The organism is Streptomyces violaceorubidus (assembly GCF_000717995.1).
In the GTDB taxonomy this organism is placed as follows: domain Bacteria; phylum Actinomycetota; class Actinomycetes; order Streptomycetales; family Streptomycetaceae; genus Streptomyces; species Streptomyces violaceorubidus.
The window spans coordinates 352,975-376,068 of the sequence record NZ_JODM01000001.1 but is presented as its reverse complement, the minus strand read 5'-3'; the positions used below and the strand labels follow the sequence as shown (position 1 = coordinate 376,068).

Annotated in this window: 20 protein-coding genes; 10 read left to right on the top strand and 10 right to left on the bottom strand. The window is 72.4% G+C overall.

What is annotated here, in order from left to right; genetic code table 11:
• Positions 1 to 219: 219 nt before the first annotated feature.
• Entirely contained in the window at positions 220 to 1,206 is a 987-nt protein-coding gene (locus IE94_RS0101825; RefSeq protein WP_030145552.1) for an esterase/lipase family protein, read from the top strand.
• A 196-nt stretch (positions 1,207 to 1,402) separates the two neighbouring features.
• On the top strand, positions 1,403 to 3,061 hold the full coding sequence (locus tag IE94_RS0101820; RefSeq protein WP_030145551.1) for a M23 family metallopeptidase: 1,659 nt from the start codon (positions 1,403 to 1,405) through the stop codon (positions 3,059 to 3,061).
• 93 nt (positions 3,062 to 3,154) lie between these two features.
• On the opposite strand, the gene pcrA is transcribed toward IE94_RS0101820, so the two are convergent.
• On the bottom strand, positions 3,155 to 5,671 hold the full coding sequence (gene pcrA, locus IE94_RS0101815) for a DNA helicase PcrA (RefSeq protein ID WP_030145550.1): 2,517 nt from the start codon (positions 5,669 to 5,671) through the stop codon (positions 3,155 to 3,157).
• Positions 5,672 to 6,139: 468 nt separating this feature from the next.
• Between pcrA and IE94_RS0101810 the strand changes: the two genes are divergently transcribed.
• Together IE94_RS0101810 and IE94_RS0101805 are read left to right on the top strand one after the other, a co-directional pair.
• Complete coding sequence (locus IE94_RS0101810) at positions 6,140 to 7,342, top strand: C40 family peptidase (RefSeq protein ID WP_030145549.1); 1,203 nt, start codon at positions 6,140 to 6,142, stop codon at positions 7,340 to 7,342.
• Positions 7,343 to 7,369: 27 nt separating this feature from the next.
• Positions 7,370 to 8,383, top strand: coding sequence for a tellurite resistance/C4-dicarboxylate transporter family protein (locus IE94_RS0101805; RefSeq protein WP_030145548.1), 1,014 nt, complete (start codon positions 7,370 to 7,372; stop codon positions 8,381 to 8,383).
• On the opposite strand, the gene IE94_RS0101800 is transcribed toward IE94_RS0101805, so the two are convergent.
• On the bottom strand, positions 8,361 to 8,714 hold the full coding sequence (locus IE94_RS0101800; RefSeq protein ID WP_030145547.1) for a hypothetical protein: 354 nt from the start codon (positions 8,712 to 8,714) through the stop codon (positions 8,361 to 8,363). The genes IE94_RS0101805 and IE94_RS0101800 overlap by 23 nt on opposite strands.
• 358 nt (positions 8,715 to 9,072) lie before the next feature.
• Here IE94_RS0101800 and IE94_RS0101795 point away from each other — a divergent pair, with 358 nt between their 5' ends.
• Positions 9,073 to 10,113, top strand: coding sequence for a C40 family peptidase (locus IE94_RS0101795; RefSeq protein WP_030145546.1), 1,041 nt, complete (start codon positions 9,073 to 9,075; stop codon positions 10,111 to 10,113).
• Positions 10,114 to 10,134: 21 nt separating this feature from the next.
• Here the strand turns inward: IE94_RS0101795 and IE94_RS0101790 are convergent, their stop codons facing one another.
• On the bottom strand, positions 10,135 to 10,881 hold the full coding sequence (locus tag IE94_RS0101790; protein WP_030145545.1) for a LuxR C-terminal-related transcriptional regulator: 747 nt from the start codon (positions 10,879 to 10,881) through the stop codon (positions 10,135 to 10,137).
• Positions 10,878 to 12,170 carry an ATP-binding protein gene (locus tag IE94_RS0101785; protein ID WP_030145544.1) on the bottom strand — a complete coding sequence of 431 codons (1,293 nt, stop codon included), beginning with the start codon at positions 12,168 to 12,170 and terminating at the stop codon, positions 10,878 to 10,880. The genes IE94_RS0101790 and IE94_RS0101785 overlap by 4 nt, the downstream gene beginning before the upstream one ends.
• A gap of 180 nt (positions 12,171 to 12,350) precedes the next feature.
• On the opposite strand from IE94_RS0101785, the gene IE94_RS0101780 reads away from it, so the two are divergent.
• Positions 12,351 to 13,733, top strand: a complete 1,383-nt coding sequence (locus IE94_RS0101780; protein WP_030145543.1) for a PspC domain-containing protein — start codon at positions 12,351 to 12,353, stop codon at positions 13,731 to 13,733.
• Complete coding sequence (locus IE94_RS0101775; protein ID WP_030145542.1) at positions 13,720 to 13,953, top strand: hypothetical protein; 234 nt, start codon at positions 13,720 to 13,722, stop codon at positions 13,951 to 13,953. The genes IE94_RS0101780 and IE94_RS0101775 overlap by 14 nt, the downstream gene beginning before the upstream one ends.
• A 33-nt stretch (positions 13,954 to 13,986) precedes the next feature.
• On the opposite strand, the gene IE94_RS0101770 is transcribed toward IE94_RS0101775, so the two are convergent.
• The 3 genes from IE94_RS0101770 to IE94_RS0101760 form a co-directional block, all read right to left on the bottom strand.
• Positions 13,987 to 14,514 carry a DoxX family membrane protein gene (locus tag IE94_RS0101770; protein ID WP_425337947.1) on the bottom strand — a complete coding sequence of 176 codons (528 nt, stop codon included), beginning with the start codon at positions 14,512 to 14,514 and terminating at the stop codon, positions 13,987 to 13,989.
• Positions 14,515 to 14,654: 140 nt separating this feature from the next.
• Positions 14,655 to 15,950, bottom strand: a complete 1,296-nt coding sequence (locus tag IE94_RS0101765; protein ID WP_030145540.1) for a hypothetical protein — start codon at positions 15,948 to 15,950, stop codon at positions 14,655 to 14,657.
• A 172-nt stretch (positions 15,951 to 16,122) separates the two neighbouring features.
• Entirely contained in the window at positions 16,123 to 16,926 is an 804-nt protein-coding gene (locus tag IE94_RS0101760; RefSeq protein WP_030145539.1) for a class II aldolase/adducin family protein, read from the bottom strand.
• Between the two features lie 127 nt (positions 16,927 to 17,053).
• Here IE94_RS0101760 and IE94_RS0101755 point away from each other — a divergent pair, with 127 nt between their 5' ends.
• Entirely contained in the window at positions 17,054 to 17,539 is a 486-nt protein-coding gene (locus IE94_RS0101755) for a pyridoxamine 5'-phosphate oxidase family protein (protein ID WP_030145538.1), read from the top strand.
• 24 nt (positions 17,540 to 17,563) lie between these two features.
• Here the strand turns inward: IE94_RS0101755 and guaA are convergent, their stop codons facing one another.
• Entirely contained in the window at positions 17,564 to 19,144 is a 1,581-nt protein-coding gene (gene guaA, locus IE94_RS0101750; protein WP_030145537.1) for a glutamine-hydrolyzing GMP synthase, read from the bottom strand.
• Positions 19,145 to 19,501: 357 nt separating this feature from the next.
• On the opposite strand from guaA, the gene IE94_RS0101745 reads away from it, so the two are divergent.
• Entirely contained in the window at positions 19,502 to 19,789 is a 288-nt protein-coding gene (locus tag IE94_RS0101745; protein WP_030145536.1) for a chorismate mutase, read from the top strand.
• A 340-nt stretch (positions 19,790 to 20,129) separates the two neighbouring features.
• Here the strand turns inward: IE94_RS0101745 and IE94_RS40820 are convergent, their stop codons facing one another.
• Positions 20,130 to 20,528, bottom strand: coding sequence for a hypothetical protein (locus IE94_RS40820; RefSeq protein ID WP_245235147.1), 399 nt, complete (start codon positions 20,526 to 20,528; stop codon positions 20,130 to 20,132).
• On the opposite strand from IE94_RS40820, the gene IE94_RS40815 reads away from it, so the two are divergent.
• Complete coding sequence (locus IE94_RS40815) at positions 20,515 to 21,174, top strand: LAETG motif-containing sortase-dependent surface protein (protein WP_037921444.1); 660 nt, start codon at positions 20,515 to 20,517, stop codon at positions 21,172 to 21,174. The two genes, IE94_RS40820 and IE94_RS40815, sit on opposite strands and share 14 nt — an antisense overlap.
• Positions 21,175 to 21,260: 86 nt before the next feature.
• On the opposite strand, the gene IE94_RS0101735 is transcribed toward IE94_RS40815, so the two are convergent.
• Positions 21,261 to 23,090, bottom strand: coding sequence for a GMC oxidoreductase (locus IE94_RS0101735; protein ID WP_030145534.1), 1,830 nt, complete (start codon positions 23,088 to 23,090; stop codon positions 21,261 to 21,263).
• Between the last annotated feature and the right edge of the window lie 4 nt (positions 23,091 to 23,094).

Below are 23,094 nucleotides of genomic sequence, written 5' to 3'. Positions count from 1 at the left end.
GCAGCGAGGGCAGCGAAGGTCGGCACGGACCCTTTTCGCCGTTGCACCGACACCACAGGCCTCAAACGACCCACAGAGCCCTGATACGGCATGCCTGCACATGGGCAAGCATGAACCACGTAAACCTCGTAAACAGCACCAATCGCTGGTGTCACGGCGCTCCACGAGGGCACACGAGGGACAGAGGCGTCCCCGCGCGTGCCGACAGGAGGTCGGCCCATGAAGGTCACCACGGCAGCACTGCCCCTTCTCCCGCTCTTCCAGCGTCTCCTGCCCGGACTGCCCGGACTGCCGGGACTGCCGGGGCTTCCAGGACTCCCCGCGGTCCCGGGACTGCCGGACCTGGCGGGTCTTCCGGGCCGACTGACCGGTCTCTCGCTGACCCTCCTGAAGGCAAGCGCCCTGGAGGCCGCGATCCTCGCCGGACACCTGCTCCTCTACCCGTCGGGGATCATCCAGGAGCGGCGCCCGGTACAGGCGCTGAGGCCGGCGGACGCGCAGGATCCGCAGCCGTCCCCGCCGCCCCCCAGGCTCCCGGCCCCGGTCAGCCCCCCGGTCGTGCTGCTGCACGGCTTCATCGACAACCGCTCGGTCTTCCTGCTGCTGCGCCGCAGCCTGGCCCAGCACGGCAGGCACGAGATCGAGTCGCTGAACTATTCCCCCCTGACCTGCGACATCCGCACCGCGGCCGAGTTGCTCGGCCGGCACATCGAGGAGATCTGCGAGCGGACGGGCAGCGAGCGGGTCGACGTCGTCGGGCACAGCCTCGGTGGGCTGATCGCGCGCTACTACGTACAGCGCCTCGGCGGCGACCTGCGCGTCCGCACCCTGGTGACGCTCGGTACCCCGCACGCCGGCACCAAGGTGGTGCCGCTGGCGAACGCGCACCCGATCGTGCGCCAGATGCGCCCCGGCTCGGCGGTGATCGAGGAGCTGACCCGCCCGGCGCCCGGCTGCCGTACGCGGTTCGTCAGCTTCTGGAGCGACCTGGACCGCGTGATGGACCCGCTGGAGACGGCCTGCCTCGACCACCCCGACCTGAGCGTGCAGAACGTACGGGTGAGCGGCATCGGCCACCTCGCGCTGCCCGTGCACCCCACGGTGGCCACGGGTATACGGCAGGCACTCGACACCACCGGACCGGAAACAGGCGGGGAAACGGGTACGGAAACGGGCAAACGATCCGGCGGGCTGACCGTGGCCTGAGACCGAAGCAACCCGTTCGGACTCGAACAATTCTCGAACACAAAGCCAAACTCGTGCCCGCCGTCCCCCAAAACACGGCCGATTGCCCGTTTCCTTCGCACGCGAAACCTGACGAAGATTGTCGTGCCCGTATACCGCCGGGTACAGTCACCGCACTGCTCTGGCAGCCCCTGTTGTCGAGGCGAAAGAGAAGTTGGTGAACGACCGTCACCCGTCGGGGACAAGAACCACCCCGGCTCCGGCTTCCGACGCCGCTTCGGCGCAGTACGCGTCGTACGGCACGGGGGAGGCCCAGTACGGCGACCTCACCACGTTCGGCGGCTACGCCTCCACCGGTTTTTCCACCGGCACCGCCGACACCTCGGCCTTCGACGCGGACCCCCTCTTCGGCAGCATGCCGGGCCACTACACCGCGGGCCCCGAGGCGACGGGTTCGTACGACACCACGCAGTGGTCCCCCGGCGGCGAGCAGTCCCCGTACTACGACGCGTACGCGGCCCAGCACCACACCGCCTACGACACCGGCGCCTACGACACGACGACGTGGACGGCCGGATACCAGCAGCACGACTCCGTAGCGCCGCAGGACACGGGCGCCGATGCCACCGGACAGTGGGACACCGGCGCCTGGAGCCATCCGGACCCGTCCGGTTCCACGGCCGACACGACCCAGCAGTGGGCCTGGGGCACGCAGCCCTTCGAAACCGGCACCTCGGACACCGGGGCGTTCGACACGGGCGCTCACGACACGAGCACCTTCGCGACCGGCACCTTCTACACCGGCGCGTTCGCGGGCGGCCCGGCCGACACCGGCGCCTACGACGCGACGCAGTGGAACGCGGCCCCCACGGTCACCGGCGCGCTCGACGATCCGGCCCGGCCGGCCGAGCACCCCGCCCCGGACGACACCGCGCCGTCCGACACACCGCACGCCACGCCCGTCACCGAGAGCGCCGAAGCCGACCCGTACGACGGCGAGTTGGCCGCCACCGGCGAACTCCCCACCGTGACCGCGCTGCTGGACGACCAGGAAGAGGTCGCCCCGGCCGCGCGGGTCCCCGCCGCCCGCACCGCCTCGCGCACCGGCTCCCGCGCCGGGGCGCGTTCCCGTCGCCGACAGCCCGCCAAGCGCTCCGCGCTGCTGACCATCGCCGTGCCGTCGGCCTGCGTGATGAGCGTCGCCGGTATCGCGGCCGCCTCCGTCGGCAGCCTGACCGGCGACGAGGGTACGGACACCGCGGCGTCGGCACCGGACCCGGGCAACGCGAAGGCCGCACCGGTGAAACCGGCCGCCGCCAACAACAAGCTGGACACCCAGCTCACCAGCCTGGCCGCCGGAGCCGACGACTTCGCCGACCGGGCCAGCCGGACCCAGGAGCGCATCGACCTCAAGGCCGAGCAGGCCTTGGAGAAGAGGCGCGCGGCGGAGGAGGCGGCTCGCAAGGAGCGACTGCGCCCCAAGTTCGCGCTCCCGGTGGAACAGCACGGCCTCAGCGCCTACTACGGGCAGGCCGGCATCAACTGGATGTCCGTCCACACCGGCATCGACTTCCCCGTGTCGTACGGGACGAAGGTGATGGCGGCGACCGACGGCACCGTGCGGACGCAGTACAACAGCGCGTACGGGAACATGATGATCGTGACCGCGAAGGACGGCACGGAGACGTGGTACTGCCACCTCTCCAGCTACCAGGTCCCCTCCGGTACGACCGTCAAGGCGGGCGACGCGATCGCGTTCTCCGGCAACTCGGGCAACTCGACCGGTCCGCACCTGCACTTCGAGGTGCGCCCCGCGGGCGGTTCGTCGATCGACCCGCTGCCGTGGCTGCGCAGCCACGGCATCAACCCGACCTGACCGCCGCCGTAACGTCTCAGCAGACGGCCCGGGCGGTGGGGCCCGGCCCGAGCAGACGCCCGGGGCCTCGCCGCACCGCCCCGCATCGCCCCCTCAGAGCTTCTCCACCGGCGCGTACCGCAGCAGCAGCCGCTTCGGCTTGGTGTCCCCGAAGTCGATCGTCGCCTCGGCGTTCGACCCGGTGCCCTTGATTCCGACCACCGTGCCGAGCCCGAACTGGTCGTGCGTGACGCGGTCGCCGACCGCCAGCGAGACCGTCGGCTGCTCGGCACCGGCCGACCGGCGGGTGGCGAAGCCGGACGCGCCCGAAGCCGAGGAGCGGGAACGCGAGGACGACAGCGACGCCGCCACGCCCGAGACCGCGGCGGAGGGCGCGGGCCCGTTCGCCCCGGTCCGCTTCCACTCCAGGTGGGGGGCCGGGATCTCCTCCAGGAACCGGGAGGGCGGGTTGTACGACGGCTGGCCCCAGGCGCTGCGCAGCGTCGACCGGGTCAGGTAGAGGCGCTCCCGGGCGCGCGTGATGCCGACGTAGGCGAGGCGCCGCTCCTCCTCCAGCTCCTTGGCCTGGCCGAGGGCGCGCATGTGCGGGAACACGCCGTCCTCCATGCCGGTGAGGAAGACGACCGGGAACTCCAGGCCCTTCGCGGTGTGCAGGGTCATCAGGGTGACGACGCCGTCGCCGTCCTCCTCGTCCGGGATCTGGTCGGAGTCGGCGACGAGCGCGACCTTCTCCAGGAAGTCGGCCAGGGTCCCGGCCTCCTCGCCCTCGGCCCGCTCCTGCTCGAACTCCAGGGCGACGGCGGCCAGTTCCTGGAGGTTCTCGATGCGGGTCTCGTCCTGCGGGTCGGTGGAGGCCTGCAACTCGGCCAGGTACCCGGTGCGTTCGAGGATGGCCTCCAGGACGGTCGCCGGTCCGGCACCGGACTCGACGATGGTGCGCAGGTCCTCCATGAGCGTGTTGAACCGCTTGACGGCGTTCGCCGAGCGCGCGGCCATGCCGTACGCCTCGTCGACGCGCCGCAGCGCCTGCGGGAAGCTGATCCTCTCGCGCTGGGCGAGCGCGTCGATCATGGCCTCCGCGCGGTCGCCGATGCCGCGCTTGGGGACGTTGAGGATCCGGCGCAGCGGCACCGAGTCCTCCGGGTTGGCCAGCACCCGCAGGTAGGCCAGGACGTCCCGGACCTCCTTGCGCTCGTAGAAGCGGACGCCGCCGACGACCTTGTAGGGCAGGCCGGTGCGGATGAAGACCTCTTCGAAGACACGGGACTGGGCGTTGGTCCGGTAGAAGACGGCGACGTCCCCGGCCTTGGCCTCGCCCGCGTCGGTGAGGCGGTCTATCTCGTCGGCGACGAACTGCGCCTCGTCGTGCTCGGTGTCGGCGACGTACCCGGTGATCTGCGCGCCGCTGCCCTGGTTGGTCCACAGGTTCTTGGGGCGGCGGGACTCGTTGCGCTCGATGACCGCGTTGGCGGCGCTGAGGATGGTCTGGGTGGAGCGGTAGTTCTGCTCCAGCAGGATCGTCGTCGCGTCCGGGTAGTCCTCCTCGAACTGGAGGATGTTGCGGATGGTGGCGCCGCGGAAGGCGTAGATCGACTGGTCGGCGTCGCCCACCACGCAGAGCTCGGCGGGCGGCACCACGGCCTCCGGCGGCACGTCGACGGGGTGCTCCGAGGGCACGCCGACCAGCTCGCGCACCAGGGCGTACTGGGCGTGGTTGGTGTCCTGGTACTCGTCGACCAGGACGTGCCGGAAGCGGCGGCGGTAGTGCTCGGCGACGTCCGGGAAGGCGCGCAGCAGATTGACCGTCGTCATGATCAGATCGTCGAAGTCGAGGGCGTTGGCCTCGCGCAGCCGCGACTGGTACATGGCGTAGGCCTGGGCGAGGGTCTTCTCAAACCCTCCCCCGGACTCCGTCTGGGAGGTGCCCCCAGCGGCCTGGGCGGCGAAGTCCTCCTCGTCGATCAGCTCGTTCTTCAGGTTGCTGATCTTCGCGCTGAACGACTTCGGCGGGAAGCGCTTGGGGTCCAGGTCCAGGTCGCGGCAGACCAGCGCCATGAGCCGCTTGGAGTCGGCGGCGTCGTAGATCGAGAACGACGAGGTGAAGCCGAGCCTCTTCGACTCGCGGCGCAGGATGCGGACGCACGCGCTGTGGAAGGTCATCACCCACATCGCGTGGGCGCGCGGGCCGACGAGCTGCTCCACGCGCTCCTTCATCTCGCCCGCGGCCTTGTTGGTGAAGGTGATCGCGAGGATCTGCCCGGGGTGCACGTTCCGCTCGGCCAGCAGGTGGGCGATGCGGTGGGTGAGCACACGGGTCTTGCCGGAACCGGCGCCGGCCACGATGAGCAGCGGGGAGCCGGAGTGGACGACGGCGGCCCTCTGGTTCTCGTTCAGCCCCTCCAGGAGCGCGGCGGCGTCCAGGGCGGGGCGCGGGGCGCCGTCCCGGTAGTGGGTGTCCCGGTCCGGGGGCGCGTCGAACTTCCCGCCGAACAGATCGTGCGGAACCGGCTCCGGTCCGTGATCGTCCTCGGGCGGCGGCGGGGGTTCCTCCTCGTGACCCCGGGGGGTCTGGAGGCTCGCCAGGAAGCTGTCGTCAAAGAGGCTGCTCATCGCTCTCCGAGTCTAGGGCGCCCCACCGACAACCCGGTGCCACCCCGGAAAATGCCCGGCGTCCCGGAGCCGGGCACGCCCCGCGACCGGCCGGAACACGAAGAGTGACGCCTGCCGCGGCCCCGGGGCACTCCCGCGAAAGGTCACGAAAATGTATCGGGCATATCACCCACCAACCTTCACAGCGGCCACACGAGTTGGCTACGGTGCGGGGCAGGCCGCTCGACCCCTTCCGGCGAACCTCGCCGGGCCGCGCGGCCTCCGCCGAGTCCGGCCTGCCCGCACGGCACCGGAGCCGGGGACCCACCGAGACCTTGGGGTGAATCGGCCGCACCGCCCTCGACGCGAGGACGGGCCGCCGTAGGGCAACCCTTCCATGCCACACCGCCCGAACCCTCCCCACGCCTGAACGGCCCGGGGGACCCCACCGCTCACCCGGTAGGCGGAGCACTGGAAGGAGTCGCCTCCTTGGCGTCGCACCGCAAGTCGCGCCCCAGCGGTCCCCGTGTCGCGGGCATACGCACCCCGGCCCTCGCCACCGCGGCCCTCACCTCCGTCGCCCTGCTGTCCCAGACGGCGAATGCCACGCCCTCGGACGACCGGCCGACCCTCGAAGAGGTCGAGAAGAAGGTCGACGACCTCTACCGCCAGGCGGGGTCGGCGACCGAGAAGTACAACGCGGCCAAGGAGAAGACGACCAAGCAGCGCAAGGCGGTCGACACCCTCCTCGACGACGTCGCCCGGCGCACCCAGAAGCTCAACGACGCGCGCGAGGAGCTGGGTTCCTTCGCCTCCGCCCAGTACCGCACGGGCGCCGCCGTTCCGGAGACCGCGACCCTGCTGCTCGCGGACTCGCCGCAGGACTACTTCGACCAGAACCAGCTGATGGACCGGCTCACCGGCCGTCAGAAGAGTGCCGTCGACGACTACGTCACCCAGCAGTCCGAGACGATGGAGAAGCGCCGGGAGGCCACCGAGAGCCTCGAGACGCTCACCGACTCGCAGAACGACCTCAAGACGGCCAAGTCGACCGTCCAGAAGAAGCTGGCCACCGCGCGGGAGCTGTTGTCGGAGCTGACCGCCGAGGAGAAGGCCCGGCTCGCGGCGATCGAGAAGAAGAAGCAGCAGGAGGCCGCCCGCAAGGCCGCCGAGCTGGCGAAGCAGCAGGCGGAGCAGGAGGCGGAGCAGGAGGCGGAGCGCAAGCGGCAGGAGGAGGCCGCCCAGCAGCAGGAGAGCGGTGCCGCGAGCGGGTCCTCGGGGACCTCCGGCACCACCGGGTCCTCGGACTCGTCGACGTCGGACACCTCGAACGGCACCAAGGCCGACAAGGCGATCTCCTTCGCCCGGGCCCAGATCGGCAAGCCGTACGTGTGGGGCGCCACGGGCCCCGACTCCTACGACTGCTCGGGTCTGACCCAGGCCGCCTGGAAGGCCGCGGGCGTGACGCTGCCGCGCGTCACCTACGACCAGGTCAACGCCGGCACGACCGTCTCCGTCTCCCAGGCACAACCCGGTGACCTGGTCTTCTTCTACAACGACATCAGCCACGTCGGCCTGTACATCGGCGACGGCATGATGATCCACGCCCCGAAGCCGGGCGCGTACGTCCGCGAGGAGTCGATCTTCTACGACGGAGAGTCGTCGATCTACAGCGTGGTGCGCCCGGCCTGATCGGCGCGGGTCTTTAGCATCGGGCGCATGTCATCGGCCACCCATCCCTCCGCGCTGCGCGCCTGGTGGGCGCAGCGTCCACCGGCGGCCGGGGCCGCGGTGATGGCGACCGGCATCGTGTCGGTCGCCCTGCATCTGACGGGCCGCGAGGTCCTGTCCCGGATCGCCCTGCTCCTGGCCTGCGCCGCCTGGCTGATACTGGCCGCGAACTTCGTCTACCTGCTGCTGGCCGACCGGGCGCAGTGGGTGAAGCGGGCCGGGACGCCGGGGGCGCTCACCGCCGTCGCCGCGACGACCGTGCTCGGCACCCGTTTCTCGCTGCTCGGCTGGTCGCTGCTGGCGGCGGTGCTGCTGACGCTGGCGGCGCTGCTGTGGCCGTGGCTGCTGTACCTGGTGGTGCAGCACTGGGGGCGGCGGATGCCCGGGGCCGTCTTCCTGAGCTGCGTGGCCACGGAGGGGCTCGCCGTGCTCGCCGCCACGCTGGCCGCGGCCACCTCGACGCCCTGGCTGGCACACGCGGCGCTGGTGCCGTTCTGGCTGGGGATCGTGCTCTATCTGATCGCGCTCTTCCGCTTCGATCTGCGGCAGGTGGCCCGGGGCGGCGGGGACCACTGGGTGGCGGGCGGCGCGCTCGCGATCTCGGCCCTCGCCGGCGCCAAACTCCTCGCGGCGGCCGGGACCGGCATGTACCTGTGGAACGCGGACGACCAGGCCGTCCTGCACGACGTGACCGTCCTGCTGCTCACGCTCGACCTGGCCTGGTACGCCGTGCTGCTGGCCGCCGAGATCGCCTGGCCCCGGCTGCGCTACGACGTGCGCCGCTGGTCGACCGTCTTCCCGCTCGGCATGACGGCGGCGGCGACGCTGTCCGTGGCCGTCGTCGTCGACGTCCCGTGGCTGGACGCGCCCGGCCGGGCGCTGCTGTGGATCGCGGTGGGCGGGTGGCTGGCGGTCGCGGCGGGGGCGGTCGTCCAGGCGCGGGCCGCGCTGCGGTCCGCGGAGGGCTCGGGGGCGGCGGTCAGGTCCACAGCACCGCGATGAACACGTTCACCAGGGTCAGCGCGCCCACCAGGCCGAACAGCGGCTTCTCCACCTTCTCGTCGTCGCGCTTCACGTAGACCAGGCCGAGGATCACGATGAGTACGGCGAGCTTCACGCCGATCTTGACGTTGTCGACGGAGTAGTCCTGGGCCTGGTTGAGGCCGACCAGGACGGCGCCGGTGACCAGCATCGTCAGCGCGCCGTGCAGCATCGCGGGGGTGAAGCGGGCCGCGCCCTGGGCCATCGCCTTCATCTGGGTCAGGAAGCCGCCCAGAAGCGCGGCGATCCCGATGATGTGCAGGCCGACGAAGAGGTGGATGAGTACGTCCATGAGGCCGGAGCCTAATGAGGCGCCCGACGCACCCGGACACCGGCCCGCTTCGGCCCGCACCGGCCCGCATCGGCCCGCATCGGCCCGCATCGGCCCGCATCGGCGACCTCATAACAGCTCACGTCCCTCACCCGCCTCCGGTCCGGCATATCGGTCATCACCCTGCGTGAAGGCGACGGGCCTTGGTGCGGCCGACGGTCACTTACGGTCGCCGTGCGGTCCGGTACCGCCACTTCCGTGCATCCCGTCACCGGACCGTTACCGACCCGCCTAGCGTCCTGGCCCAGGCAACCGGAGCGGACCGGAGCCGACCCGGCGCGGGCCGGAGTCGAGTCGTACGGAAGGACGTGGATCGCAGGTGGGAACGCACCGCAGGCCGCGACAGCGCGCGACGGGCGGAAGCAGGGCCCGTGCGGCGGCCACGATCACCCTCGCGGGGGCGGCCACCGCGACGGGCCTGGGCGGGACCGGACACGCCGATCCGCAGCCGACGGCGGCGCAGGTCAGGGCCAAGGTGGACAAGCTCTACCAGGAGGCAGAGGTGGCCACCGAGAAGTACAACGGCGCGAAGGAGAAGGCGGACGCCGCCGAACGGCGCCTGGAGGAACTGCGGGACGAGGCCGCCCGCAAGGAGGACCGGCTGAACTCGGCGCGTCAGGCGCTGGGTTCGGTCGCGGCGGCGCAGTACCGCAGCGGCGGCCTGGACCCGGCGCTGCAACTGGCGCTCTCGTCCGACCCCGACCGGTATCTCGACGGCGCCGCGTTCGTCGAGCGCGCGGGCAGCCGGCAGCAGGCCGAGGTCGGCCGCGTACGCCAGGAGCTCCGGGAGATCGAGCGACTGCGCGGCGCCGCCCGCGTCGAGGTGTCCTCGCTGACGTCGCGCCGGGCCGAGCTGAAACGTCACCGCGAGACCGTCACCGGCAAGCTGGAGTCGGCCCGCCGCCTGCTGTCCCGGCTGACCGCCGAGGAACGCGCCGACGTCGGCGACCGGACCTCTCGCTCGGCGCCGGGTCCCCGGGAGAGCCCGTCCGCCTCGGCCCAGGCCCCCAACTCCCGCGCGGCGGCGGCCGTCGCCTACGCCTACCAGAAGCTCGGCAGTCCTTACGTGTGGGGCGCGACCGGCCCGAACGCCTTCGACTGCTCGGGCCTCATCCAGGCCGCCTACCGCGCGGCCGGGATCTCCCTGCCCCGTACGACCTACGCCCAGATCGGCGCGGGCCGCCGCGTCCCACGGTCCCAACTGCAACCGGGGGACCTGGTCTTCTTCTACTCGGGCATCAGTCACGTCGGCCTCTACGTCGGCAACGGGCAGATGATCCACGCCCCGAACCCGTCGGCGCCGGTGCGCGTCGCCCCGGTCGACGAGATGCCGTTCGCGGGGGCGACGCGGGTGGTGTGAGACACCGTCCCGCGCGGAGCCTCACACCAGCCGTCGTGCCGTCGCCCACCGGGTCAGCTCGTGCCGGTTGGACAGCTGGAGCTTGCGCAGGACCGCCGAGACGTGCGACTCGACCGTCTTCACCGAGATGTACAGCTGCTTGGCGATCTCCTTGTACGCGTAGCCGCGGGCGATCAGGCGCAGCACCTCGCGCTCGCGCTGGGTGAGCCGGTCGAGGTCCTCGTCGACCGGCGGGGCGTCGGTGGAGGCGAAGGCGTCGAGGACGAAGCCGGCCAGGCGCGGGGAGAAGACCGCGTCCCCCTCCTGGACGCGGAAGACGGAGTCGACCAGGTCGGTACCGGTGATGGTCTTGGTGACATAGCCCCGGGCGCCGCCGCGGATCACCCCGATCACGTCCTCCGCCGCGTCCGAGACGGACAGGGCGAGGAAGCGCACGGGCCGCTCGGCGTCGCCCATCAGGGGCGCGCAGCGGCGCAGCACCTCGACGCCGCCGCCGCCGGGGAGGTGGACGTCGAGGAGCACGACCTCGGGGCGGGTCGCGGTGATGACCGTGACGGCCTGGTCCACGTCGGCGGCCTCGCCGACGACCTCGACCCCGGTCTCGGCGGTCTGGCCGATCTCGGCCTGAACGCCGGTGCGGAACATACGGTGGTCGTCGACGAGCACCACACGCACGTGGCGCTCCCCCGCGCCACCGCTCGCCGGCCGTGCGGGCTCGGCCGCCTCGCCCGCTCCCGCCGTTCCGTTCCCCTCGGTCGGGTCGCTCATGACGTCTTCTCCGCCCTCTCCATTTCCAGTTCGACCTCCGTGCCGCCGTCCGGCACCGCGCGCAGCCGCGCCGTGCCGCCGTTGCGCTCCATGCGGCCGATGATCGATTCTCTGACGCCCATGCGGTCGGCGGGTATCGAGTCGAGGTCGAAGCCGGGGCCGCGGTCCCGGACGGACACGAAGACCGTCCTGCCCTCGACTTCGGCGTAGACCTGTACGGCGCCGCCCTCGCCACCGTACTTGGCCGCGTTCACCATCGCTTCGCGCGCGGCCTGCATCTGTGCGCCGACGCGCTCGTCGAGGGGGCAGTCGCCGACGACGACCACCTCCAGGGGAACACCGTGCTTGTCCTCGACCTCCGCCGCGTTGCGCTTCACGGCCTCGGCGAGGGTGGTGGGCTCGTCGTCCTCGTCCTTGCCGTTGCCCTCGGGTTTGTAGAGCCAGGCGCGCAGGTCCCGCTCCTGGGCCCGGGCCAGGCGGCGCACCTCGCCCGCGCTCTCCGCGTTGCGCTGGATCAGGGTCAGGGTGTGCAGCACCGAGTCGTGCACGTGGGCGGCGACCTCGGCGCGCTCCTGCGCGCGGATGCGCATCAGCCGCTCCTCGGAGAGGTCCTGCGTCATCCGCACCAGGTAGGGGCCGGCGAGGAGGGTGATGCCGACGAGGACGGCGAGGGCCGCCTGGAGGACGGAGCCGAGGTGGGCGGCGGAACCCTGGAGGACGAAGATGCCGGTGACCCCGGCCGTCACCAGCAGGACGCCGGCCACCGAGCGCAGCAGGGTGACCGTGCGGCGGTGGCGTCCCACCTCGGCCCAGCGGGCCCGGCGCGCGTTGTCCGCCTGGCGCCAGACGAGGGCGACGCCGGCGCCGACGAGCACGGTCGGCCACAGGTAGGCCTTGGCGCCGCCGCCGAGGTCGACGTTGCCCACGAAGACCAGGGCCACGACGACCATGAGAAGCAGGGCGACCAGTTGCCCCTTGTCCGGCCTGCGGGTCACGAGTCTGCGGCGGCCGTCCGGCCCCGTCTCGGAGGTGACGAGGGACGGCGGCTTCTGCGCCTCCACTCCCCCGACGCCCAGCGGCACGAAGAACCAGAAGGCCGCGTACAGCAGCGCGCCCAGGCCGTCGGCCATGAACAGGCCGACGAAGGCGAACCGCACCCAGATGACGGGCAGCCCGAGATGCCCGGCGAGCCCCCGCGCCACTCCACCGAGCCAGCGTCCGTCGCTGCTGCGGTAGAGCTTGCGCGGCGGCCGCGGTTCGACGACGGGTGCTGCTGCGGCTTCCGGCATGGCACCGATGGTCACACGGGTGCGGGAGTCGCAGCATCAGGGTCGTTCCCCCAATCACCCCTGATCTTCGGGCCGGGCGGGTCTCGAACGCTGCCCGGGCCCGGAGTCAGGGCCGATATCAGGGTCCGACCAGGGTCGAACCGGCTGCCGTCACGGCACCGCGCCCGTCACCATGGACCCATGACAGATCACGAGCGCCCCGCGGCCGGTGCGTCCGCCCCGGGCGTCCCGGGTGCCCCGGGTGCCCCCGGCGACGCGGGAGCCGCCGGGGGCACGGACGCCCCCGGGCCGCCGCACCGGTTCCGGCGCGACCGGCGGCACAAGGCGCTCGCCGGGGTGTGCGCCGGCCTCGGCCGGCCGTGCGACCTGGATCCGGTGATCTTCCGGATCACGCTCGCGGTGCTCTCCGCGACCGGCGGCATCGGCCTCCTCTTCTACGGCTTCGCCTGGCTCTTCGTCCCCTACGACGACGAGGAGGAGAACGAGGTGCGCAAGCTGCTGACCGGCCGGGTCGACGGCCAGGCCCTGGCGGCCGTGCTCTTCGCCCTGGTCGGCTGCGGGATCTTCCTCACCATGCTGCACAACGGCGGCGTGCTGACCTTCGCCGTCGTCCTCTCCCTGCTCCTCGCGGGCGCCGGGTACTGGTCGCGGCACCGCAGGACGCCGGAACCGGACCCGCTCTCGGCCCAGGCCGTCGCCGACGCCCCGCCGGAGGCCAAGGCGCCGCCGATCATGTACACCTGGCCCTCCTGGTGGCGCGACCCCATCGTCAAGGACGGCACCCATGACGGCGGGACGGGCTACATGTGGGGGCCGCCGGACCCTGCGGAACGCGACATCGCGGCGGCCGTCAACATCGGCCGCGGCATCCCGGGGCGTCGCGACCGCGGTGCGGCGGGCGACCGGGTCCCCTGGTCCCCGCCACCGCGCGGCCCCCGGGGCATCGGCGGCTGGGTGTTCCTGCTCGCCCTGCTGGCCGGCTTCCTCGGGACCCGGCTGACCTGGGACGACCATGCGCTGGGCACCAGCTTGCAGACCGGTCTGGCGGGTGCGCTCATCGTCTTCGGCCTCGGTATCGCGGTCAGTTCCCTCCTCGGGCGCACGGGGGCCGGCTCGATCTTCCTGGCCGTGGTCACGGCGGGCCTGCTGGCCGGATCGGCCGCCGTTCCGGAGAAGGTCGGGACCGAGTGGGTCCGGACCACCTGGCAGCCCGTGGCGGCGGCCGACGTGCGCGAGCAGTACGACATCGGCGCGGGCAGCGGCACCCTCGACCTGTCCCGCCTCGACCTGGCCGAGGGGCAGACGGTGACCACCCGGGCCGACGTGGGCGTGGGCCGCATACGGGTCGTCGTGCCGCAGGACGTGACCGTGCGGCTGGACGTCGAGGTGGGCGTGGGCGACATCCAGCTGCCCGGCGACGACGAGAAGGACGTGGACGTGGCACCCGGCAAGCACAAGGAGATCATCCTGTCCCCCGCGAAGGGCGGCGAGGACGGCGGCGTCCTCGACCTCGACCTCCAGGTCGGCGTCGGTCAGGCGGAGGTGTCCCGTGCTGCGTCATAGGTTCCAGCCGGGGCGGCTGGTGGCCGGCGTCTTCCTGATACTGGCCGGCGTCGTCTACGCCGGTGACGCGGGCGGCGCCTGGCAGGCCCCGTGGTTCGCGGTGATCCCGCTCGTCTCCGGCGGGCTCGGCATCGCGGGCGCGGTCGGCGTCGTGGCCCGGGCCGCGCACCGACGCCGCGCGGCGACGCCGGACGCACCCCGGGCGGACCTCCCCCGCTGACGGCGCCGCCGCGCGGGACGGTGACGACGGGGCCTACCGGTACCCGCCCGTCCGTCGCCTGCGCCGGGTGCGCAGTACGGCGTCCAGGGACAGCAGCGGGGCGCCCGCGAGGACGAGGGGGAGCCAGGCCATGAGGTAGGCGAGGTCGTTGCCGTAGTAGTAGGGGTCGGAGGCCCAGCTGACGGTCAGCCACAGGCTGAGCGAGATCAGCGCACCGCCCAGCGCCGCCAGGCGGGTGAGCAGCCCGAGCAGGGTGCCGATGCCGACGGCCAGCTCGCCCAGGGCGATGGCGTAGCCGAATCCGGGCGGGTTCTTCAGGGCGAGGTCGACCAGGGCCGGGACGGCCGAGGAGTCGCGGACGGTACGCATCATGTCCCCGATGGAACCGGCGCCCGCGTCCTTCATGAAGGCGCTGTCGGTGAGCTTGTCCAGACCGGCGTAGACGAAGGTGACCCCGAGGAAGATCCGTAGCGGAAGCAGGGCGTACCGGGCGGCGCTGTCGCGCCAGTCCCCTCCGCTCCCCGGTGAGATGTCGACATCCGTCCGCATTCCGTGCGTCATCACTGCCAGCCGCCTCTCGCCGCGCATGCCCGGACCCCCCACAGACCATACGTAGGACGGCCGGGCCCTGCTCAACCCCCCGGCAACCGGTTTCTCGCCGCCGGAAGCCGCAGACCGCCCGCCGGGGCGGGCGGGAGGCGTCAGTCCGTCACGTCGATCGCGTACCGGTTGGTCTCCACGCCCGCGCCCGTGACCACCTGGACGTCGACCCGGCCCGGTTCCACGTCCGCCGGGACGGGGACCGTCAGCAGGTCGTCCGTGGGGTTGCTGAAGCCGCCCGTCACCGGCACCAGGGGGACGTGGACATTGACCGCGCCGATGCGGACCACCATCCGGGACAGCCGGTCCGCCCGCTGGGCGCCGGGCGGCACGAAGCCCGCACCGCGGATCTCGATGTCGTCGCCCGTGCGGATGGGCGCGTCCAGGTCACCGGCCTCCCGTGCCCGGACCACGGAGAGGATCACCGGCCGCCCGCCCTCGGCGTACTTGCCGGCCACGTAGGTCGCCGCCGAGACCAGCACCACCACCGCCAGCCCCCAGGGCAGGTCGGGCAGTTGCTCCGGGCGCCGGGCCAGCCGTACCGCAGCGAACACCAGGGCCACGGTGCTGATCACCACGTACTGGATGTCGGCGAAGGTACCGCGGCCCGCGTCGTCCGTCAGCAGGTCGCAGGCGCGCGGCCGGTCGGCCCGCACCTTCTGCAACCGCTGTCCCAGTACGCGCAGTCCGACCACCCGCCGCACCAGGACCGCGATCCCGCAGACCACCGCGAGCACGGTCACCGCGCCGGTGCCGCGCCCGAGTTCGAGACCGGAGATCAGCGCGTCCCGCCGGTCGTGCCCCGAGGCGACGGCCAGCTGTCCGGCGAGCACGAGCACGGCGTAGGCGATGAAGAGGACCCAGGCCGCCGCCACGGCGCGGGAGGTGGACAGGCGGTTGTCCTCGCCGATGACCGGCGCCAGCGCCCCGCCCCGGTCGCGGTGGAACCAGGACGCCGCCGTCAGCGCGCCGGCCACCACCAGCGCCGCCGCGAGTCCGGCGGTGCGCGCCGCCGACCAGCCCGCGCCGACCGCGGTGAGCGACTGCCCGAGCAGCAGCAGGACGACCGCCGCCCACACCACGGCCGTCGTGCGCCGGCCCAGCGCCGCGAGCCATGCGTCGCCCTCGGCGCGGCCGCGTTCGGCGACGGCTTCCGCCGACTGGGTCAGCTCCTCCGAGACCCACTGGCGGGAGGCGGAGGCCGAGTGGGCCACCGCGGCCGGCAGCCCCTGCCCGGCCGCGAACTCGTCCCGCCGCAGCAGGAACGCGGCGACCGCCCTGCGGTGCCCCTCCCGGGCGCCGTGCGGACAGTCCCCGCAGGTGCAGCCACCACCGTGCGCCGTCTCGTACGCGTCCCTGTCCGAGCCGCTCCCGCGTCTCGCCTCCTGCACCGCCACGCCCGACGCCCGCCTTCCCGCAACCCGGTAAGTCCCCTGGAACGACAGCGAATTGTGCCGTACCGCGGCCCGCGTCCGCGCGCCGCCCCGGCTTACGTCCGCTCAGCGCGGGTGATGCGCGCAGCGCCGTGTTGACGCCGCCCCGGGGCGTCCCGAGCCGCACCGGGCGCGGTCAGTCGAGCAGGTCGGGTTCGCGGCGGGTCACCTCCTGCCACAAGGGCTGGTAGTTGATCCACGCCACCAGGTCGCCGCCGAGCTGTTCCCGGGTCGCCACGGCCTGCCGGTGGTCGATCCGCACCGGACGTCCCGCCGCCTTCGCCAGCAGCTGCACCTGGCAGGACCGCTCCAGGGACAGGAACCACCAGGCCGCCGCGTCCACCGAGTCGCCGACCGTCAGCAGCCCGTGGTTGCGCAGCACGAGCGCCTTGCCGGAGCCGAGCACCTCCGCGATGCGCCGCCCCTCCTCGGCGTCGACGGCGACGCCGGAGTAGGAGTCGTACAGGGCGTGGTCCTCGTAGAAGGCGCAGCTCTCCTGCGTGATCGGTTCGAGCAGCTCGCCGAGGGCCGACAGCGCGCGCCCGTGCACCGAGTGGCAGTGGGCGACCGCGACGGCGTCCGGGCGGGCCGCGTGGACCTGGGAGTGCACGGTGAAGGCGGCCTGGTTCACGTGGTGGCCGCCCTCCACCACCTGGCCCTCGGAGTTGGCCAGCACCAGGTCGCTCACCGTGATGTGGGCGAAGGGCACGCCGAACGGGTTGACCCAGAAGCAGTCGGTGTACTCGGGGTCGCGGGCGGTGATGTGCCCGGAGACCCCGTCCTCGAAGCCGTGCCGCCCGAAGAGGCGCAGCGCGCCGGCGAGCCGTTCCTTGCGGTGCCGGCGTTCGTCCTCGACCGAGTCGTGCCTGGGCGGCATGGCGAACCGCAGCCGGTCGGTGGGCAGCGGCGGGGGCTCGGCGGCCCCGGGCGTCCCGTGCATGTGTTCTCTGTCCTTCGGCGCCGGATGTGCCTTACGGGCCGGAAGTTACCGGCGGTGCGGCCGGGAGGACAGATTCCGGGGCCAATACGCGACAGAGGGTGTCGGTTTTCGCGTTCACACTCGGCGTATGACTTCGGGCACCGCTGTGAACTGGGCCGGTTTCGCCGCCGCCGAACCCGCCCTGGCCGACACCGTCGAGGCGCGCTTCGGCGCGTACCCGCACCATGTCCTCGCCACCCTGCGCAAGGACGGCCCGCCCCGCACCACCGGCCTGGAGGTGCGTTTCCTGGGCGGCGAGCTGTGGCTCGGCATGATGCCGCGCTCGGCGAAGGCGCTCGACCTGCGCCGCGATCCCCGCTTCGCGCTCCAGGCGAATCCGGGGGACGGCACCGGCATGGGCGGCGGGGACGTGCGGATCGCCGGTCGGGCGGTCGAGGTCGAGGATCCCGCGACCAGGGCCGGGTACGTGGAAGAGGTGGAACCGCCGGAGCCGTTCCACCTCTTCCGTACCGAGCTGACGGAGGTCGTGCGGACCCGCGTCGAGGACGACACGTACCTCGTCGTCGAGATCTGGCAGCCCGGTCGCCCCGTGCGCACGGTCAGGCGCACGTAGGGAGCGCCCTGTGGGGCTCCGGGGTCACTCCCACTCGATGGTGCCCGGCGGCTTCGACGTCACGTCGAGGACCACGCGGTTGACGTCCTTGACCTCGTTGGTGATCCGGGTCGAGATCCTGGCGAGCACGTCGTACGGCAGCCGGGACCAGTCGGCGGTCATGGCGTCCTCGGAGGAGACCGGCCGCAGGACGACCGGGTGGCCGTAGGTGCGGCCGTCGCCCTGGACGCCGACGGAGCGGACGTCCGCGAGCAGCACCACGGGGCACTGCCAGATGTCGCGGTCGAGGCCGGCCGCGGTCAGCTCCTCGCGGGCGATGGCGTCGGCCTCGCGCAGCAGGTCGAGCCGCTCCTTGGTGACCTCGCCGACGATGCGGATGCCGAGGCCGGGGCCGGGGAAGGGCTGGCGCTGGACGATCTCCTCCGGCAGGCCCAGCTCCTGGCCGACCATCCGGACCTCGTCCTTGAACAGCTGGCGCAGCGGCTCGACCAGCTCGAACTCGATGTCGTCGGGGAGCCCGCCCACGTTGTGGTGGGACTTGATGTTGGCGGTGCCTGTGCCGCCGCCGGACTCGACGACGTCCGGGTAGAGCGTGCCCTGCACGAGGAAGGCGACCTCGGGGCCGGCCTCCCGCATGATCTCCAGCTGCGCCTGCTCGAAGACCCGGATGAACTCGCGGCCGATGATCTTCCGCTTCTCCTCGGGGTCGGACACCCCGGCGAGCGCCTTGAGGAACCGCTCCTCGGCGTCCACGACCTTCAGCTGCACGCCGGTCGCGGCGACGAAGTCCTTCTCGACCTGCTCGGTCTCGCCCTTGCGCATCAGGCCGTGGTCGACGTAGACGCAGGTCAGCTGGGAGCCGATGGCCTTCTGGACGAGGGCGGCGGCGACCGCGGAGTCCACGCCGCCGGACAGGCCGCAGATGGCGCGCTTGTCGCCGACCTGCTCGCGGATGGCGGCGACCTGCTCCTCGATCACGTTGCCCGTGGTCCAGTCGGGGCTCAGGCCGGCGCCCCGGTACAGGAAGTGCTCCAGCACCTGCTGCCCGTGCGTGGAGTGCATGACCTCGGGGTGGTATTGGACGCCGTAGAGCTTCTTCTCGTCGTTCTCGAAGGCGGCGACCGGGACGACGTCCGTGGAGCCGGTGACGGTGAAGCCCTCGGGGGCGGCGGAGCAGGCGTCGCCGTGCGACATCCACACGGCCTGCTCGGCCGGGGTTCCCTCGAAGAGGGTGGAGGACGGCTTGGAGACCACGAGGTCGGTGCGGCCGTACTCACGGGCGCCGGAGTTGTCGACGGTGCCGCCGAGGGTCTGCGCCATCAGCTGGAAGCCGTAGCACATGCCGAAGACGGGGACGCCGGCCTCGAACAGGGCGCGGTCGAGGGTCGGGGCGCCCGGCTCGTACACCGAGGAGGGTCCGCCCGAGAGGATGATGGCCGCCGGGTTCTTGGCGAGAATCTCCTCGACCGGCATGGAGCTCGGCACGATCTCGCTGTAGACCCGCGCCTCGCGGACACGACGGGCGATGAGCTGGGCGTACTGCGCGCCGAAGTCGACGACCAGGACGGTGTCGGGGGCGGCGGCAGCGGGAGTCGCTGATGACACGGGGTGCCTTCCGGCGGTCGGGCGGGGGGCTTGTACTCCCGATTCTACCGAGCTGGGCAGGTGGCCCGGCCCCGCCGTCGGCCGCCGCCCTCGCCCCTCCCCCGGCCCCGTCCCGCGTCTCACCATGCGAACCGGCTTGGACACCGACCGTCGCCGGGGCATACTGGGGCCCATGCTCAAGCACCAGGCGTTCCTGTTTACCTATGGCAACCGGCCCACCGGCTGCCATGGTCGTGCTGCTTGAGCAACTGACAAGCGACTTCCCAGGCGCCCCGGGCCGACAAGGTCCGGGGCGCCTGGCGTTCGCGGACCGTGCCGGTCCCGGTGCCGCCCCCCTTCCGGCGAGGAGACACCCGCATGACCGTCACCGCAGCAGACAAGACCGGCGCCCACACCCCCGAGGCCGCCGACGTGATCACCGGCGCCCGGGAGCGCATCGACGCCCTGGACGACCGGATCATCGGGCTGATCCAGGAACGGATGGCCGTCTCCGCGGTCATCCAGGAGGCGCGGATCACCTCCGGCGGCCGGCGGGTGAACCTCTCCCGGGAGATGGAGGTGCTCGACCACTACCGGCAGGCGCTGGGCAAGCCGGGCACGGCGCTGGCGATGACGATGCTGGAGCTGTGCCGCGGTCGCGTCTGAGGTACGCGGCGTGGCCGGGGTCGCATCTGAGTTCGGGCCCCTTCTCACCCGTACGGAGCGTGACCGGTTCGCGAGCGGCTTCGTTGGTCCCGGTGTCCGTGTCAGCCAGGGGCGGGCCCGAAAGAACCACGCGTGGCTCGCTGGAGCGATGAGGCGTACGGATCATGCCGTGCGTCGTGGGACCTCGCTCCAGGAAGTGACCGGACGGCAGGGGACAGCAGCCCGGTCACCCAAGGGACCGGCTCCGGGGACGCCCGGGGCCGGCCGACGGAACGGGTAGTGACTTAGGACACATAAGGATTCTGTGAATACGGAGACAACCATTCACAGGTTCCAGTGATCAAACGGGCATGAAGCTTCGTCGCGCCCTGGCCGCAGCCGCCGCCACGGCAGTGATCTCCCCCGTCGCCCTGCTCGCGGCCCCGGCCGCCTCCGCGACCGGCAGTACGTCCCCGTCCCCGTCCGCCTCCTCGGACAGCTCACCGTCCCAGGGTGAGTCGACGAGCGTGACCTCGCCCGCCCCGAGCGACTCGACGAGCCCGGCCTCGAGTTCCTCCGCCTCCCCGTCCTCCCCGGCTTCCCCGGTCTCCCCGGTCTCCCCGAGCACGACGGGCGAGGGCACCCCCGCCCCCGGCGCCTCGCAGCCGACCACGTCCGCCCCCGCGTCCCCGTCGCCGAGCACCTCCGCGCCGGAGGAGACCGGGGCCCCGGACCCGGAGCCGTCCGTGTGCGAGGACACCAAGGTCGACGTCGGCATCGAGGGCCTGCCCGGCGAGATCGCGGCGGGCAGCGGCTGGCACGAGTTCTCGCTGAACGTGGCGAACAACTCCGGCTCCACGCTGCAGAACCTCGAGTACCTGGCCGGCGCCTCCGCCGACCGCGACGGCGAGGAGCTGTTCGAAAGCGGGAAGGTCGCCCTCCAGGCCTGGAACGCCCAGGACAAGTCCTGGGAGGACCTCGACGAATTCGGCTACGCGGTCGGCTACGTCGGCTACACCGAGGAGCTGGCGCCCGACTACGAGGTCGACATCCCGATGCGGATCGACGTACGGGCCGGTGCGCCGGTCGGCGCGGGCTTCACGCTCGGCGCGACGATCTACGGCGACGCGGACGGCGAGTGCACCGGCTTCGGCGACGTCGCCTACCAGTTCCGGATCGTGGCACCCGGCACCGACACCGAGGGCACCGAGCCGCAGGAGGGCGGCAAGGCGCCCGTCGCCGCCGAGAAGCCGGGCGCCGACACCCCGGAGGTGACCGGGAGCCTCGCCGCGACCGGCAGCAGCTCGGCGCTGCCGATGATCGGCCTCGTCGGCGGGCTCGCCGTGGTCGTGGGCGGCGGCGCGGTGTTCGCGGTGCGGCGGCGCAGGGCCGGTTCGGGCGCCTGACGCTCGCAAGAGCCGCGTGACACAGGCTGGGTGAGCGGGACCCGCACTCGGAGGGGGGTGCGGGTCCCGCTCACCTTTTCGGTTCTCTAGTCCTTCTTCGGCGGCACCGTCGGCAGGTCGAGGAACGGCAGGCGCAGCGCGCCGAAGGCCTTCTCCGGGACGGCCGGCGACCGGGGCGCCACGGCGGCCACGCGCCGGTAGGGGGTGCCCTGCGCGGGGCGCGGGTCGCTCTCGCCCTTGTTCGGCCAGTACGACATCGCGCGCTCGGCCTGCGCCGTGATGGTCAGGGACGGATTGACACCGAGGTTGGCCGAGACGGCGGCGCCGTCCACGACCGAGATGCCGGGGTGGCCGTAGAGGCGGTGGTACGGGTCGATGACCCCGCTTTCGCGGGTGGCGCCGATCGGGCAGCCGCCGAGGAAGTGGGCGGTGAGCGGGGTGCCCATCAACTCCCCGACGTTGGAGCCGGCGAAGCCGTTGATCTCGGCGGCGAGTGCGCGGGCGCCCTCGGTCGCGGCCTCGATCTGCTTGGGGTTGGGCGCGCCGTGGCCCTGGCGCGCGGTGAGCAGGCCCTTGCCGACGCCGGTCGGTTTCAGGTGCGTGGTCAGGGAGTTGTCCAGGGACTGCATGACCAGGCCGATGATGGTCCGCTCGGACCACTTGCGGTTGGACAGGGAACGCAGCACCAGCAGCGGGTGCTTGGCGGCGTGCCCCAGGAAGCCCAGGACGCGGGAGGTGCCCGAGGCGGTCCGCCCGGCGTAGGGGACCTGGAGGATGGACAGGCCGCCCATGGAGTTGGAGCCCTTGCCGTAGCGCACCGGCTCGATGTGGGTGCTGGGGTCCGGGTGGATGGAGGACGTGATGGCGACGCCGCGGGTGAAGTCGGCCCGCGCCTCGCCGGTGGCGCTGCGGTAGCGCCGGTCGTCGGTCTGGGCGCCGACCAGTGCCTCGGAGTTGGTGCGGGTCAGCTCGCCGAGCCGGTCGGACAGGTGGGGGAGCTGGCCGCTCGCCTTCATGCGGTGCAGCAGGGTCTGGGTGCCGTAGGTGCCGGCGGCTATGACCACGCGGCGGGCGGTGAAGGTGCGGCCCGCGCTGCTCCTCCCGCGCTTCTTGCGGTCGGTGGGGAGCGTGGCGACCGCGAATCCGCCGCGCGAGTCGTCCGTGACGGAGACGGCCGTGGTCATCGGGTGCACGACGGCGCCGGCCTTCTCGGCGAGGTACAGGTAGTTCTCGTTGAGGGTGTTCTTCGCGCCGTGCCGGCAGCCGGTCATGCACTCGCCGCACTCGTTGCAGGCCCTGCGGTCGGGGCCCGCGCCGCCGAAGTACGGGTCGGGCACCCGCTCGCCCGGCCCCGCCTTCGCCTTGCCGTCGGCGTCCTCGCCGTCGCCGAAGAAGACGCCGACCGGCGCCATGTGGAAGGTGTCGCCGCAGCCCATCCGCTCGGCGGCCGCCTTCAGGTGCACGTCGGAGGGGGTCATCGTCGGGTTGAGACGCACGCCGAGCATGCGCTTGGCCTGGTCGTAGTACGGGGACAGTTCCTCGTGCCAGTCGGTGATGCCGCGCCACTGGGGGTCGTCGAAGAAGGGCTTCGGCGGCACGTAGAGGGTGTTGGCGTAGTTGAGGGAGCCGCCGCCGACCCCGGCTCCTGCCAGGACCATGACATTCCCGAGCAGATGGATGCGCTGGATGCCGAACATGCCGAGCCGGGGCGCCCACAGGTAGTTCTTCAGGTCCCAGGAGTTCTTCGGCAGCGACTCCCGGGTGAAGCGGCGGCCGGCCTCCAGGACGCCTACGCGGTAGCCCTTCTCGGTGAGGCGGAGGGCGGAGACGGAGCCGCCGAAGCCGGATCCCACGACGAGGACGTCGTAGTCGTACCCGTTCTCGTCCCGGGTCTGGACAGAGTTCTCCTGCGACACGTGC